This window comes from Nonomuraea sp. B12E4 (genome assembly GCF_039871825.1).
Lineage (GTDB): Bacteria > Actinomycetota > Actinomycetes > Streptosporangiales > Streptosporangiaceae > Nonomuraea.
Genome location: NZ_JBDPME010000006.1, coordinates 70,252 through 84,822, shown reverse-complemented (window position 1 = coordinate 84,822; position 14,571 = coordinate 70,252). Strand labels below are relative to the sequence as shown.

The following is a 14,571-nucleotide window of genomic DNA, read 5'->3' as shown; positions in this document are numbered from 1 at the left end:
CCGGAAACGGGCCGTCCCCCACACGAGGAGAAGCGACAAGTGCTGACCGTGGACTTCGCCCGGCTGCCCGTCGGCCCCGGCGTGCGCGTGCTCGACCTGGGGTGCGGCGGCGGCAGGCACGCCTTCGAGGTGCTGCGCCGGGGCGCGGACGTGACCGCGTTCGACATGGACCAGTCGGAGCTGGACGGCGTGGCGGGCATGTTCGTGGCGATGGACAAGGCGGGCGAGGTTCCGCCCGGGGCCAGCGGGCAGACCGTCCAGGGCACGGCGCTCGACATGCCCTTCGAGGACGGCGGCTTCGACCGGGTCATCGCCGCCGAGGTGCTGGAGCACATCCCCGACGACATGACGGCCATGCGCGAGATCTTCCGGGTGCTCAAGCCCGGCGGTACGGCCGCGATCACCGTGCCGAGTTTCCTGCCCGAACGCATCTGCTGGGCGCTGGACGAGGACTACCACACGGCCCCCGGCGGGCACATCCGCATCTACACGCTGGCCGAGCTGTCCGCCAAGCTGAAGTCCGTCGGCTTCGAGATCGGCCCGCACCACCACGCCCACGGGCTGCACGCGCCGTACTGGTGGATCAAGTGCGCGGTCGGCGTCAACAACGACGACCACCCGCTGGCGAAGGCGTATCACGAGTTGCTGGTCTGGGACATCATGAAACGTCCCGCCGCGACCAAGCTCGCCGAGGCCGTGCTCAACCCGATCATCGGCAAGAGCGTCGTCCTCTACGTCAGGAAGCCATGATCTCCCCCGAGGAGGTCGTACGCACGGCCGAGAGCATCGCGGCGATACAGCAGGACGACGGCGGAGTGCCGTGGCCCGAGGGGCACGTGGACGCCTGGAACCACATCGAGTGTCTGATGGCCATGTCCGTCGCGGGGCTGACGGAGCCGGTGCGGCGCGGCTACGAGTGGCTGACCCGCCACCAGCGCGCCGACGGCTCCTGGCCGATGAAGCTGGCCGGCGGCGTGCCCACCGAGCCGGGCGGCGAGACCAACCACGCCGCCTACGTGGCCGTCGGAGTCTGGCACCACCACCTCGTCACCGGCGACCAGGGCTTCACCGAGCGGCACTGGCCCATGGTCAAGGCCGCGCTCGACTACGTGGCGGGGCTCCAGACCGAGCGCGGTGAGATCGTCTGGGAACGCGACGGGCAGGGCAGGGCCTCCTCGTACGCGCTGCTCACCGGCTGCTCCTCCATCCACCAGGGGCTGCGCTGCGGCGTGCTGCTCGCCGAGCACCTGCAGGACTCGCAACCGCACTGGGAGCTGGCCGCCGACCGGCTGGCGCACGTGCTGGCCGCGCACCCTGAGGCGTTCGCCGACAAGAGCCGCTTCTCCATGGACTGGTACTACCCGGTGCTCGGCGGCGCGGTGCGCGGGCGGGCGGCGTTCGAGCTGCTGGAGCGCGAGTGGGCGACGTTCGTGGTGCCAGGGCTCGGCATCCGGTGCGTGTCCGACCAGCCGTGGGTCACCGGGGCCGAGACCTGCGAGCTGGCGCTGGCGCTCGACGCGCTGGGGGACCGGGAGCGGGCCGTCGCGCTGTTCGCGGACATGCAGCACCTGCGGCACGAGGACGGCTCGTACTGGACGGGCTGGCAGTTCGCCAACCGCAAGCACTTCCCGCACGAGCGCTCGGGCTACACGGCCGCCGCCACCGTGCTGGCGGCCGACGCGCTGCTGCGGCTCTCGCCGGGGTCGGGGGTGTTCCGGGAGGTGGCGGGGACGTCGGTGTTCGATCCGGACGTCTGCGGATGCGCCGCCGGCACGGGACTGCGCGTCCCTCCCCAGGCCGCCGAAGAGGGCCTCTGACCCGGCCTGCCCTCGGTTGACCTACCTGACCTGCCCTCGTCTGACCGACCTGGCCTGCCCTGGCCTGACCGACCTGGCCTGCCCTGGCCTGACCGACCTGGTCGCCCGCAAGGGCTTTTGCGGGTTCTTTGCCGGTGAAATCCGGTGCGCCGCCGACGAAAGGCGCAATGGGCTAACTAGCTTCTGAGTGGCCGGTACGAGACGTCTTCGGGGGAAGCGTGGGCGACACGGGCACAACATCGTTCATGGATCAGGTCGGGATCCATCCGGCGCTCTCTCCGGTGAGGGGGCTGCGGAAGTTCCTGGCCAAGGATCCGCTGGAGTCCGATCTGAGTCGGCGAAGGTTCCGGCTCAGGGCGGGAACCTCTCGCACAGCCTTCATCAACGCCGAAAAAGCCTACGTATTCGGCTACAACGCGGTGATGTCACGAGAAGTCGAGAAAATCGAGGAAATCACGGCTGAGCACCGGACCTTCGGCTACGAAGGGGCGGCCGCCGCCTGCACCGTGCTCGACCTTCTCACCCTGACCCGGGGCCGGCGCCTTCACGAGCTACTCACCGGCCCCGCCCAACATCACCGCCACGCCGCCTACCTCGGCGCCGGCCGTGGCTACGCACTCGTGCGGCTGCGGCCGGTCCGGGGCGCGCGGCGGGCCCATCCGCTGCTGAGGTGGCTGGCGGTGGACGGGTTCGGGTTCCAGTGGAGCCTGAGCAGGGCCGATCGCATGATCGGCGAGCGTACGATGCCGGACCTGCTGTCCCGGGCCCACTGTGCCGTGTTCGACCAGGGGCTGGGCCGGCTGCTCTGGTATCACGACTCCGCCTCGCCCGACGAGGTCGCGGCCAGGATCAGTGGCTATCCGGCCGGGCGGCGCGCCGATCTGTGGAGCGGGATCGGGTTCGCCGCGACCTACGCGGGCGGGGCCGAGGCCGACGAGCTGTGGTGGCTGGCCGAGCACGCGGGGTCCGACGGGTTCCGGGCTCACCTCGCGCAGGGGTGCGCCTTCGCCGTGGCCGCCCGGCTGCCGTCCGGGGCGCTGCCGGAGCACGTGGCGCGGGCCGTACCGATCCTGGCGGGGACCGAGCCCGAGGAGGCGGCGGCGTGGACGGACCGGGCCCTCATCGCGCTCGGGCACCAGGCGCACACGCACGAGGACTTCCGGACCTGGCAGTCCCAGACCCGCCGCTCCTGGACCCGCCGCCACCGCCGTTGAGGGCCGGGCCGGCTCAGATGCCCGGCCCGACACGCTCCAGCACCCGGACCGAGCCCAGCGCCGACACCTCGGCGAACGCCCCGGACTCCAGCGCCCGCCGATAGACCCGGTACGGCGCCTGCCCGCCGGCGGCGGGATCGGGATAGACGTCGTGGAACACCAGCGCCCCGCCCTCCACGACGTGCGGCGCCCAGCCCTCGTAGTCGCGGGTCACCGGCTCCTCCGAGTGACCGCCGTCGATGAACAGCATGCCCAGCGGCGCCCGCCAGAGCTCGGCGACCCGCTCGGACCTGCCGACGATCGCGATCACCTCTTCCTCCAGCCCGGCGGCCGCGATCGTGTTCCTGAACGTCTGCAGCGAGTCCATCTTCCCGAACCTCGGGTCCACCAGCGTCGGGTCGTGGTGCGCCCATCCCGGCTGGATCTCCTCCGACCCGCGGTGGTGGTCCACGGTGATGACCACGGACCCGGCGTGCCTGGCCGCCGCGCCGAGGTAGATGGCGGACTTGCCACAGTAGGTACCGATCTCGCAGATCGGCCCGAGCTTGCCGTACCGGCAGGCCGCCTCGAACAGGGCCGAACCCTCCTCGTGCGGCATGAACCCCTTGGCGTGCTTGGCCGCGTAGACCAGATCGGATGACATAGTCATAGAGATGCACCCTAACCGAACCGAATAACGTTCCAGAGGCCCTTGCAGGCCCCTTCTGGAACCTGTTCTACTTGGCAGCGTGAATCAGCGCGCTCGCATCGCGATGCCGGACGACGACGTCACCGCGTTCCTGGAGGGCTCGCGCAAGCTGCAGCTCGCGACCATCAACCCGGACGGGATGCCGCATCTGGTGACCATGTTCTACGCTCTGGACGAGGGGCGGATCGCCTTCTGGACCTACGCGAAAGCGCAGAAGGCCCGCAACCTCGACCGCGACCCCCGGGTGAGCTGCCTGGTCGAGGCCGGCGAGGACTACGGCGAGCTGCGCGGCGTCCTGGTCTACGGCAGGGCCGAGCTCGTGACCGACCGGGATCGCGTCATGGCCATCGGCATGATGATCGCCCGTAGGATGACGCCAGGCGTGCCGGACGAGCTGTTGCGCCCTTACGTGGAGAAGACCGGGCTCAAACGGGTCGCCTATGTGGTGGAGCGCAGCAAAGTGGTCTCATGGGACCACAGGAGGCTGACATGAAAGTCAAAGTGGACGAGCTGGTCTGCGAGGCCAACGCCGTGTGCATGGGGCTGGCGCCCGAGGTGTTCGAGGTGGACGACGACGACCAGTTGCACATCCTTCTTCCGGAACCACCCCCCGAGTTGCTCGACCGCGTCCGCCACGCGGTCCGCTCGTGCCCCAAGGCCGCCCTATCCCTTGAGGACTAGCCCCCAAGGGACCACGAGGAGGAGGAACCTCAATGCGCGCCGCCATCCTGCACGCCGTCGGCAACGACAAGCTCGACATCCGTGACGACGTCACCCTGACCCCGGTCGGCCCGACGGACGTGCGCGTACGGATCCGGGCGACCGGGGTGTGCCACTCGGACCTGTCGGCCATGTCCGGCGTGCTGCCGCAGCCCGTCCCGCTCGTCCCCGGGCACGAGGGCGCGGGCGAGGTGGTCGAGGTGGGCGACCACGTCGACTCCGTCAAGCCCGGCGACCACGTGGTGATCAGCTGGCGCCCCGCGTGCCAGACCTGCGACCTGTGCCTGGGCGGCCAGCCATACCTGTGCGTGAAATACATCATCGAGTCCTTCAGCAAGGGCAACTTCCGGTTCGGCGGCGACGGGGCGACGGCGTTCGGGATGGCGGGCTGCGGCACCTGGGCCGAGGAGATCGTCATCCCCCAGCAGGGCGCGATCAAGATCGACGAGGAGCTGCCGTGGGAGGCGGCGGCCCTGATCGGCTGCGGCATCACGACGGGCGTGGGCGCGGCGCTCAACACCGCGAAGGTGCGCCCCGGCTCCACGGTCGCGGTGATCGGCTGCGGCGGCGTGGGCCTGTCGGTCATCCAGGGCGCCCGCGTCTCCGGCGCGCGTACGATCCTCGCGGTCGACCCGCTGGAGTCCAAGCACGAGCTGGCCAAGAAGGTCGGCGCGACGCACGCGGTGACGCCGGAGCAGGTCCCCGAGGCCCTCAACCAGCTCACCGGCGGCGCGGGCTTCGACTACGGCTTCGAGGTGGTCGGCAAGTCGGCCACGATCAAGAGCGCCTGGCAGATCACCCGGTCGGGCGGTGACGTCATCGTGGTCGGGGCGGGCGCGCTGGACGACATGGTCTCGATCTCGGCGTTCAGCCTGCTGTTCGAGGGCAAGCGACTCCTGTCCAGCCTGTACGGCGAGGCCGACGTACGCCGTGACTTCCCCTACTTCGCCAAGCTCCACAAGTCCGGCCAGCTGGACCTGGAATCGATGATCAGCGGCCGCATCCGCCTGGCCGACCTCAACGACGCGGTCGAGGCCCTGCGACGCGGCGAGGTGCTCCGCCAGATCGTCCTCATGGACTGAGAGGCCGTCAGGCCGGTGACCCGCCGGGGCATGGTCCTCAGCGCCCCGGCGGGCCCGGTAAGGATGATCACGCAGTCGGAACGGGGCGGCGCCGGGTCAGTGCCACCCCGGTGGCGAAGGCCAGGGCCGTGCAGCCGAGTTGCGCCAGGGCCGTGGAGGTGGGCACGAACGGCAGATCCCCCAGATCGCCGAGGGCGATGAGACCTTCCGCCTGCAGGCGGTCCAGGGCGGCCTAGAGGGTGCCGGCGCGCAGCTGTACCTGTCCGTCGGAGATGCGGTGCACGTCGGCGATGACGCCGTACCCGTGCTGCGGACCGGAGGCGAGCGCGGTGAGGATCAGAAAAGTCGGCTCTTGCATGGCCTTCATCTGATCAATATATACCGATGATCTTTCTATAGGTGGCCCAGCAGCGACGGTCGCCCGGCGAGGCAGCCTTCAACGCTGAGGACGAGCCGGCACGATTCGTCCGGGCGGTGATTCCCGGGTGTCCCAGCGCGTGCTCGCCAAGCGGCGCTCAGTCAGCGTGAGCAAATCGAAGACCTCACGAGCGAGATATCCCGTGGTGTTCCTCTCAACCTGCTTGGGGTACAGGATGCGGGCCCCCGCAAGCTCCTCCAGGGCTTGTCGTGTGGTCGGGCACATAAGGACGGAAGACGCCACCGCGTCTGTCCCGCCTGCTCGGGGCGTCCCACGCCGCAGGCCACGATGCCTCCAGGGACCGCGCCACTTATCCTTTCACGCTCCCCCGTTCGATGTAAGGATAAGACGTATCCTTACATCCCCAGAGCTCCCGTGTAAGGATCCCGCCCGTGCCCGGCCTTCACGGCTACCTGCGCCGAACGCACCGCCACCCGCCGTCGCGACCGCCCCACGACTGGCCACGATCGAAAAGCACATCGGGGCTGTGTGGAAGCGGCGAGGCCCCCACACAGCCGCGGCGGCCTCAGGTGGTGGAGAAGGCGGCGTCGAAGGCGGTGGAGGGCGGGGTGATGGAGTTGAGGGTGCGGATGTAGGTGAGTGCCTCCCGCGCCCCGTCCAGCCGGTCCATGCCCGCGTCCTCCCACTCGATGGAGATCGGGCCCTGGTAACCGATCGAGTTGAGCGCCCGGAAGCAGTCCTCCCACGGCACGTCGCCCCGGCCGGTCGAGACGAAGTCCCAGCCCCGCCGCATGTCCGCCCACGGCAGGTGCGAGGACAGGCGGCCCCGGCGGCCGTCGCCGACGCGCATGCGCGTGTCCTTGCAGTCGACGTGGTAGATCCGGTCCTTGAAGTCCAGGATGAACCCGACCGGGTCCAGGTCCTGCCAGACCATGTGCGAGGGGTCCCAGTTCAGGCCGAACGCCGGGCGGTGGCCGATGGCCTCCAGGGTCCGTACCGTCGTGTGGTAGTCGTAGGCGATCTCGCTCGGGTGGACCTCGTGCGCGAACCGCACGCCGACCTCGTCGAAGACGTCGAGGATGGGATTCCAGCGGTCGGCGAAGTCCTGGTATCCGGCCTCGATCATGGCGGCGGAGGCGGGCGGGAACATGGCCACCATGTGCCAGATCGACGACCCCGTGAAGCCCACCACCGTGTCCACGCCGAGCAGGGAGGCGGCCCTGGCGGTGTCCTTCATCTCCTGGGCCGCTGCCTGGCGGACGGACTCCGGGTCACCCGAGCCCCAGATGCGGGCCGGCAGGATCGCCTTGTGCCGCTCGTCGATGGGATGGTCGCAGACGGCCTGGCCGACGAGGTGGTTGGAGATGGTCCACACCTTCAGGCCGTGCTTGTCGAGCTGGGCGCGCTTCTGCTCGACGTAGGAGGGGTCGCTCACGGCCTGGGCCACGTCGAAGTGGTCACCCGAGCAGGCGATCTCCAGGCCGTCGTAACCCCACTCCGCCGCCAGCCGGCACACCTCCTCGAACGGCAGGTCGGCCCACTGTCCCGTGAACAGCGTGACTGGTCGCATGGGTTTCAGTCCTCCACGTTCGTGTAGCGGCTGCCTTCAGCCGCGCTCTGCTCGACGGCCGCCAGCACCCGCTGCACCCGCAGCCCGTCGGCGAACGACGGCGTGGGGTCGGCACCGGTGGCGACCGCCTCCAGGAAGTCCCTGACCTCGTGGGTGAAGGTGTGCTCGTAGCCGAGCCCGTGACCGGGCGGCCACCAGGCACCCGCGTAGGGGTGGTCTGGCTCGGTGACCAGGATCCGCTCGAACCCGCCGCCGCCGGAGCTGACCCACAGCTCGTTCATCGCCTCGAAGTCGAAGGCCAGGCTGCCGCGCGAGCCGAAGATCTCCATGCGCATCGCGTTCTTGCGCCCGTTGGCGAACCGGGTGGCCTCGAACGAGGCCAGCCCGCCGCCGGACAGCCGCCCGATGAACAGGGCCGCGTCGTCCACGGTGACCGGGCCCTTGGTGGCGGACCCGGTGGCCTCCAGCCCCGCCGAGTCCGAGGCCAGCGGCCGCTCCTTGATGAACGTCTCCGTCAGCGCCGACACGCCCATCACCAGCTCCCCGGTGATGAACTGGGCGGCGTCCACGATGTGCGAGCCGATGTCGCCGAGCGCGCCGGCCCCGGCCTTGTCCTTCTGCAGCCGCCAGACGAGCGGGAACTCCGGATCGACGATCCAGTCCTGCAGATACGCCGCCCGTACGTGCCTGACCTCGCCGATCCGGCCCTCCTCGACGTACCGGCGGGCGAGCGCGACCGCGGGCACCCGCCGGTAGTTGAAGGCCACCATGCTCTTGCCCGGCGCGGCGGCCGCGGCCCGGACCATGGCCTCGGCCTCGGCGACCGTGTTGGCCAGCGGTTTCTCGCAGATCACGTGCTTGCCGGCCTCAAGCGCGGCGATGGCGATCTCGGCGTGGGAGTCACCGGGCGTGCAGATGTCGACGATCTGCACGTCGTCCCGCCGGACCAGCTCTCTCCAGTCCGTCTCCACGTCGGCCCAGCCGAGCTGCGCGGCCGCGGCCTCGGTGCGCTCCTTCGACCTGCCGGCGAGCACCGCCATCCGCGGCGCCAGCGGCAGGTCGAAGAAGGCCCCCACGCTCCGCCAGGCCTGGGAGTGGACGCGGCCCATGAAGGCATAACCGACCATGCCCACGCCGATGGTGGTCTTGTCTGACAATGCAACCCCCGATCAGGATTCGAAGCCGAGCTCAAGGTACTGCCCGACGTTATCCTTGGTAATGGTCTCGGATGCGAGCGTGATGGACTGCGGCACCTGGTTCTCCACCAGATCGCTCATGCCCTTGCCCTGGGCGATCAACCGGGCCAGTTTGATGGCCGAGGAGGCCATGGTGGGGCTGTAGGTGACGGTGGCCTGCAACACCGAGGAGCCTGACTGGATTTCGCGCATCGCGTTGGCCGAGCCGGCGCCGCCGACCATGACGAACTCGCTGCGGTTGGCCTCCTTGATGGCGGCCAGCACGCCGACGCCCTGGTCGTCGTCGTGGTTCCAGAGCGCGTCGATCTTGGAGTGCGCCTGCAGCAGTGACGTGGCCACCTCGTTGCCGGTCTCCACGGTGAACTGGGCGTCCTGCTTGGCCGTGACGCTGAACCCGAAGGACTTCAGCGCATCGGCGAACCCCTTGCTGCGGTCCTGCGTCAGTGGCAGCGTGGCGATGCCCTGGATCTCCACGATGACCGGGTTGGAGACGTTCTTGGCCTTGAGCGCCTCGCCGATGTAGTGCCCGGCGGCCACGCCCATGCCGTAGTTGTCGCCGCCGATCCAGGTCCGGTAGGCCAGCTTGTCGGGGAAGACCCGGTCCAGGTTGATGACCGGGATGCCCGCCTCGGTGGCCTGCAACGCGATCTGGTTCAGTTGCTGGCCGTCGTTGGGCAGGATGACCAGCGCGTTCACCTTGGCGGCGATCAGCGACTCGACCGCCGAGATCTGCTGGTTGATGTCGTTGGTCGGCTCGACCGGCCTGAACTCGATGTCGGTGTACTGCTTGGCGGTGGCCTCGGCGTTCTTGGCGATGGCGGCGATCCAGCCGTGGTCGGCCGCCGGCGCGGAGAAGCCGATGACGACCTTGTCGCCCGGCTGGTCGTTGCCGCCGGTCGGGGCGGCGGTGGCGGCGGGCGCGGCGCTGGTCGGCGCGGCGGCGGGCTCGTTGCTGGTGCAGCCGGCCGCTAACAGGGCGGCTCCGCCGAGACCGCCGATGAGGAATCCCCGGCGCGCGACGTTCTCACTCATGGTGCTCTCTCCTTCAGGTTCCGCCGCTGGAGAAGGACGGCGACGACGATGATCAGGCCCTTGGCGATCAGCTGGTCGCTGGTGTTGAGGCCGTTGAGGATGAACAGGTTGGTAATCAGGGTGAAGATCAGCAGGCCCAGGATCGAGCCCACGATGGTGCCCCTGCCGCCGGTGAGCAGAGTGCCACCGATGATCACGGCGGCGATCGCGTCGAGCTCGTACAGGTCGCCGTGGGTGGAGGAGCCTGTGGTGGTGCGGGCCATGATCAGAATGGCCGCGATGCCGCAGCACAGCCCGGACAGGGCGTAGAGCAGCATCGTGTGCCTGCGTACGTTGATCCCGGCGAGCCTGGCCGCCTCGGGGTTGCCCCCGACCGCGTACGTCCGCCGCCCGAACGTCGTGCGATTGAGCAGGATCCACCCCAGCACCACCACCAGGGCGAAGATGTAGACCAGCAGCGGGATCCCGAGCAGCCGGCTGGTCGACAGGTCCACGATCGCGGAGTTGTCCTGCGAGATGAGCTGGGTCTTGCGATCGGACATGCGCTGCGCCAGGCCGCGGGCGGCCACCAGCATGGCCAGCGTCGCGATGAACGGCACCATCCGCCCGTAGGAGATGAGTAATCCGTTCACCAGCCCGGCGCCGGTGCCGACCAGGATGGCGCAGATCGCCATCACCACCGGCCCGAACTCCTGCGTGGCCACCGTCGTCGCCCACACGCTGGCCAGCGCCATCACCGCGCCCACCGACAGGTCGATGCCGCCGCCGATGATGACGAAGGTGGCCCCGACCGTGATGACGCCGATCGTGGCGGCCAGCGACAGGATGCTGACCAGGTTGGAGGCCGTGGCGAAGTTGTCGGGTCTGGTGACCAGGCCCACCACGACCAGGATCGCGAGAGCTCCGAGCAGGCCGAGATGGCGCATCTCCCCGAAGCCCCGCATCGACAGAGCGGGCGCGACCGTCCTGGCCGCGGGCCTGTCCGTTGTGGGCTCGCTCATCAGGCCGCCCTCCCATTCATGATCATGTCGAGTACGCGGTGCTCGTCCAGCTCCGCCGCCTCGCCCTGGTGGATGACCGTGCCCTCGCGCAGCACCAGCACCCGGTCCGCCAGGCCGAGCACCTCGGGCACCTCGCTGGAGACCAGGAGCACCCCGATGCCCTGCTTGGCCAGATCGTGGATCACGGCGTACAGCTCGGCCCTGGCGCCCACGTCCACGCCCCTGGTCGGCTCGTCGAGCAGCAGCAGCTTGCGGCCGCCGAGCAGCCAGCGGGCGAGCACGGCCTTCTGCTGGTTGCCGCCCGACAACGTCCTGATCGGGCGTTCGGGATCGGGTGGCCTGATGTCCAGCATCTCGGCCAGCCGCCGGGCCTCGCTCCGCTCGCGCTTGCGGTCCAGCCAGCCGAACCTGGCGAACCCCGGCAGGCTGCCCAGCGTGATGTTGGCGGTGACGCTCTGGTCGAGCAGCAGCGCCTGGGCCTTGCGCTCCTCGGGGGCCAGGCCCATGCCGCGCCGTACGGTGCTGACGACGCCGCGCCGTACGGGGGTGCCGTCGAGCAGGACGCGGCCGGACGCGGGGCGCGCGCCGTAGATCGCTTCCAGGATCTCCGAACGCCCCGAGCCGACCAGCCCCGCCAGGCCGACGATCTCGCCCGCCCGGACGGAGAACGAGACGTCGGAGAAGACGCCCGGCGCGGTCAGGTTCTCGACCTTGAGCACCTCCGCCCCCATCGAGCGGCCGGTCCTGGGTGGGAAGACGTATTCGACGTTGCGGCCCGTCATGAGCGAGACGATCTGCCCCGTGGGGGTCTCCCTGGCGGGCAGGCCGACGGCGACCGTACGGCCGTCCTTCAGCACGGTGACCCGGTCACCGATCTCGCGGATCTCCTCCAGCCGGTGGGAGATGTAGACCACGGCCACGCCCTGGGCGGTGAGCTCGCGGATGATGCGGAAGAGGTTGGCCACCTCGTCGTGTGCCAGGGCGGCCGACGGCTCGTCCATGATGATCAGGCGGGCGTCGTGCGAGAGCGCCCGGGCCATCGACACGACCTGCTTGGCCGCCGGCGACAGCCGCCCGACCTCGACGGACGGGCGGATCTCGGGGTGGCCCAGCCGCTCCAGCACCCCGCGGGCGGCGGCCCGGACGGCGGCCCTGTTCACGAAGCCGAATCTGGAGTGCTCGTGGCCGAGGTAGATGTTCTCGGCCACGCTGAGCCCGTCGACCAGGTCCAGTTCCTGGTAGATGGTGGCGAAGCCGAGCCTGATGGCGTCGATCGGGCTGCCGGGGCGCACTTCTTTGCCGTTGAAGACGATCGTGCCCTCGTCGGGCTGGTGTGCGCCGGCCAGCACCTTGATCAGGGTGGACTTGCCGGCGCCGTTCTGGCCGAGCAGGCAGTGCACCTCGCCCGCCCGCACGTCCAGGTCAACCCCGTCCAGCGCGCGCACGCCGGGGAACTGCTTGACGATGCCCTTCATGACCAGCATCGGGAGGTCCCTTTCAGCGCTCTTCTGTGCGTACGTTCTAGGCGTTCGTATTTAGGCGTTGACGATGCGGTTGATGTTGTCGGGTGACAGATAGTGCTCGATGGCGAGAATTCCGGCGCCGAGGGCCGCCGCGTTGATCCCGGTACGGCTCGGCGTGATGGACAGGTGGTGGGTGGCCAGCGGGAGCGAGCGGCGGTAGACCGCCTCCCTGATCCCGGCGAGCAGGTGCTCGTGCACCCGCGACAGCGCGCCGCCGATCACGATGACCTCGGGGTTGAAGAAGTTGACCAGGCTCGCCAGCACCTCACCGATGAGCCGGCCGGCCTCCCTGACCAGGCGCAGCGCCTGCGTGTTGCCCGCCTGTACGAGCGCCACCACGTCGGCTCCCGACTCGGCCGCGAGGCCCAGCTCGGTCAGCCGCCGCGCGATCGCGGCCCCGCCGGCCACGGCCTCCAGGCAGGCGCTGTTGCCGCAGCGGCAGCCGGCGTCCTCGTGGCCGCTGACCCGGATGTGCCCGATGTCCCCCGCCGAGCCCTGCGCGCCCCGGTGCAGCTTGCCCTCGGCCATGATGCCGCAGCCGATGCCGGTGCCGACCTTGACGAACAGCAGGTGGCTCGTCCCGGGGAAGGCGTTGCGGTGCTCGCCCAGCGCCATCACGTTGACGTCGTTGTCGACCAGCACCTCGACGTCGCCGAAGAACTCCGGGACGGGGTAGTCGTTCCAGCCCGGCATGATCGGCGGGTTGTTCGGCCGGCCGGTGGCGAACTCCACCGGTCCCGGCACCCCGATGCCCACCGCGCGCAGCACCGCCCTGGGCCGCCCCACCCCGCCCAGCAGGCTGTCGAGCCGCTGGTCGACGTGGGCGAGCACCTTCTCCGGGCCCTCGCCGATGAGCAGCGAGTCCTCGCACTCGGCGAGCACGTTGCCCGTGATGTCCATCAGCGCGACCCGGCAGTGCGTGGCGCCGAGGTCCACACCCGCGAAGGCGTGGTCCTCGGTGTGCAGGCGAAGCTGGCGCGGCGGCCGGCCGCCGGTGGACTCGCCGCTCTCGGTCTCCTCGACCAGGCCACGCTCGATCAGCGCGTCCACCCGCTGGGAGATCGTGGATCTGGCCAGGCCCGTGAGCCTCGCGAGATCGGAACGGGTGGTGGCCGAGCCCGCGCTGATCAGCGTCAGCACGTCACCGGCCGAGCCCTGGTGGGGGGTCATGCCGAGACAATAAGATCACCGATGCGGCAAATCAAGAGTAGGAATCGACCAAACCCCCAATACTTCCGCCGAAGATCGAACAAAGACCTGTTTGTTACCAAAATTCCCGACATTTCGGCTCATGTCGGCGCCGCACCCTTCCGGCGACGCGCCACCCGAACGAGGAGGGCCCCCGCCACCGGCACGCAGCACGCACGCGGCAACGAGGACCCCCAGCCCTCAGGACCCGAACCCCGCGACTCAAACCCCGCGACTCAAACCTCGCCGCTCAAACCCCGGGACTCAGGCCCCGGGACTCAGAGCATCGCCTTCATCGAGTCGGCCGCCGTCAGCACGTACGGCTGCTCGGCCATCACCGCGTCCCAGTTGCCCGCGATGGCCTCCGGCGTGAGGTCGTCGGTGCGCCAGCCGGGCCCCTCGGCCACGAACACCCGCGCCACCCGGCCGCCCCCGACGGTGAACACCTCGCCGCTCACCTCACACGACTCGTGCACCAGGTAGGCCACCAGCGCGCTCACCCGCTCCGGCGTGAACTTGGCCTCGAACTCGGCCGGCAGCAGCGCCTCCGTCATCCGGGTCCACGCGATGGGCGCGATGGCGTTGGCCGTGATGCCGTTGCGCGCGCCCTCGATCGCGATCGTCTTCGTCAGCCCGACCAGCCCCATCTTGGCGGTGGAGTAGTTGGCCTGGCCGAAGTTGCCGAACAGCCCCGCCGGGCTGGAGGTGTTGACCACGCGCCCGTAGCCGGCGCCCTTCATCAGCGGGTAGGCGGCCTGGCTGACCAGGTAGGAGCCGCGCACATGCACGGCCAGCACCTTGTCGAACTCCTCGACCGACATCTTGCCGAACGACTTGTCCCGCAGGATCCCGGCGTTGTTGACGACGATGTCGACCTTGCCGAACGCGTCCACGGCCGCCTGCACCACCGCCCTGGCGCCCTCCGGTGTGGAGATGTCGTCGGTGCTGGCCACGGCCTGGCCGCCGTTCTGCTTGATGAGGTCGGCCACCCCGGCGGCGGGCCCCTCGGACGCGCCGGTGCCGTCGAGCGCGCCGCCGAGGTCGTTGACCACGACCTTGGCCCCCCGCTCCGCCAGCAGCAGCGCGTGCGACCTGCCGAGACCGTGCCCGGCCCCCGTGATGATCGCGACCCTGTCATCGAACCGAAGCATCTGACCTCCC

Annotated in this window: 16 protein-coding genes; 7 read left to right on the top strand and 9 right to left on the bottom strand. The window is 69.8% G+C overall.

Features of this window, described 5'->3' with window-relative positions; genetic code table 11:
- Positions 1 to 39: 39 nt before the first annotated feature.
- From ABGB18_RS16280 to ABGB18_RS16265, 4 genes are read left to right on the top strand one after another with little or no spacing between them, the layout of a single operon-like run.
- Positions 40 to 750, top strand: coding sequence for a methyltransferase domain-containing protein (locus ABGB18_RS16280; protein WP_347696330.1), 711 nt, complete (start codon positions 40 to 42; stop codon positions 748 to 750).
- Positions 747 to 1,817, top strand: a complete 1,071-nt coding sequence (locus ABGB18_RS16275) for a prenyltransferase (RefSeq protein ID WP_347696329.1) — start codon at positions 747 to 749, stop codon at positions 1,815 to 1,817. The genes ABGB18_RS16280 and ABGB18_RS16275 overlap by 4 nt, the downstream gene beginning before the upstream one ends.
- Positions 1,818 to 1,833: 16 nt before the next feature.
- Entirely contained in the window at positions 1,834 to 2,004 is a 171-nt protein-coding gene (locus ABGB18_RS16270; RefSeq protein WP_347696328.1) for a hypothetical protein, read from the top strand.
- Between the two features lie 58 nt (positions 2,005 to 2,062).
- The gene (locus ABGB18_RS16265; RefSeq protein WP_347696327.1) at positions 2,063 to 3,031 is read left to right on the top strand and encodes a DUF1702 family protein; all 969 of its coding nucleotides are present in this window, start codon (positions 2,063 to 2,065) and stop codon (positions 3,029 to 3,031) included.
- Positions 3,032 to 3,044: 13 nt separating this feature from the next.
- Here the strand turns inward: ABGB18_RS16265 and ABGB18_RS16260 are convergent, their stop codons facing one another.
- A complete protein-coding gene (locus tag ABGB18_RS16260) occupies positions 3,045 to 3,674 on the bottom strand; it encodes a class I SAM-dependent methyltransferase (RefSeq protein WP_347696603.1) in 630 nt (209 codons plus the stop codon).
- Positions 3,675 to 3,759: 85 nt separating this feature from the next.
- On the opposite strand from ABGB18_RS16260, the gene ABGB18_RS16255 reads away from it, so the two are divergent.
- From ABGB18_RS16255 to ABGB18_RS16245, 3 genes are read left to right on the top strand one after another with little or no spacing between them, the layout of a single operon-like run.
- A complete protein-coding gene (locus tag ABGB18_RS16255) occupies positions 3,760 to 4,212 on the top strand; it encodes a pyridoxamine 5'-phosphate oxidase family protein (RefSeq protein ID WP_347696326.1) in 453 nt (150 codons plus the stop codon).
- Complete coding sequence (locus ABGB18_RS16250) at positions 4,209 to 4,400, top strand: ferredoxin (protein ID WP_347696325.1); 192 nt, start codon at positions 4,209 to 4,211, stop codon at positions 4,398 to 4,400. Before ABGB18_RS16255 ends, ABGB18_RS16250 begins: the two co-directional genes overlap by 4 nt.
- 32 nt (positions 4,401 to 4,432) lie before the next feature.
- A complete protein-coding gene (locus ABGB18_RS16245; RefSeq protein ID WP_347696324.1) occupies positions 4,433 to 5,521 on the top strand; it encodes a Zn-dependent alcohol dehydrogenase in 1,089 nt (362 codons plus the stop codon).
- Between the two features lie 232 nt (positions 5,522 to 5,753).
- Here ABGB18_RS16245 and ABGB18_RS16240 read toward each other — a convergent pair whose 3' ends face one another.
- The 8 genes from ABGB18_RS16240 to ABGB18_RS16205 all read right to left on the bottom strand — a co-directional run bounded on the left by ABGB18_RS16240 (position 5,754) and on the right by ABGB18_RS16205 (position 14,561).
- On the bottom strand, positions 5,754 to 5,888 hold the full coding sequence (locus tag ABGB18_RS16240; protein ID WP_347696323.1) for a hypothetical protein: 135 nt from the start codon (positions 5,886 to 5,888) through the stop codon (positions 5,754 to 5,756).
- Positions 5,889 to 6,465: 577 nt separating this feature from the next.
- Positions 6,466 to 7,470, bottom strand: coding sequence for a sugar phosphate isomerase/epimerase family protein (locus tag ABGB18_RS16235; RefSeq protein ID WP_347696322.1), 1,005 nt, complete (start codon positions 7,468 to 7,470; stop codon positions 6,466 to 6,468).
- A gap of 5 nt (positions 7,471 to 7,475) precedes the next feature.
- Positions 7,476 to 8,627 (bottom strand): Gfo/Idh/MocA family oxidoreductase, encoded by a 1,152-nt coding sequence (locus ABGB18_RS16230; protein WP_347696321.1) that lies wholly within the window; start codon positions 8,625 to 8,627, stop codon positions 7,476 to 7,478.
- Positions 8,628 to 8,639: 12 nt separating this feature from the next.
- Positions 8,640 to 9,698: an ABC transporter substrate-binding protein gene (locus ABGB18_RS16225; RefSeq protein WP_347696320.1), complete on the bottom strand. Its 1,059-nt coding sequence runs from the start codon at positions 9,696 to 9,698 to the stop codon at positions 8,640 to 8,642.
- Positions 9,695 to 10,699, bottom strand: a complete 1,005-nt coding sequence (locus tag ABGB18_RS16220; protein WP_347696319.1) for an ABC transporter permease — start codon at positions 10,697 to 10,699, stop codon at positions 9,695 to 9,697. Before ABGB18_RS16220 ends, ABGB18_RS16225 begins: the two co-directional genes overlap by 4 nt.
- Positions 10,699 to 12,183 carry a sugar ABC transporter ATP-binding protein gene (locus tag ABGB18_RS16215; protein WP_347696318.1) on the bottom strand — a complete coding sequence of 495 codons (1,485 nt, stop codon included), beginning with the start codon at positions 12,181 to 12,183 and terminating at the stop codon, positions 10,699 to 10,701. The genes ABGB18_RS16220 and ABGB18_RS16215 overlap by 1 nt, the downstream gene beginning before the upstream one ends.
- A 51-nt stretch (positions 12,184 to 12,234) precedes the next feature.
- A complete protein-coding gene (locus ABGB18_RS16210) occupies positions 12,235 to 13,392 on the bottom strand; it encodes an ROK family transcriptional regulator (protein ID WP_347696317.1) in 1,158 nt (385 codons plus the stop codon).
- Positions 13,393 to 13,688: 296 nt separating this feature from the next.
- Entirely contained in the window at positions 13,689 to 14,561 is an 873-nt protein-coding gene (locus ABGB18_RS16205; protein WP_347696316.1) for an SDR family oxidoreductase, read from the bottom strand.
- Between the last annotated feature and the right edge of the window lie 10 nt (positions 14,562 to 14,571).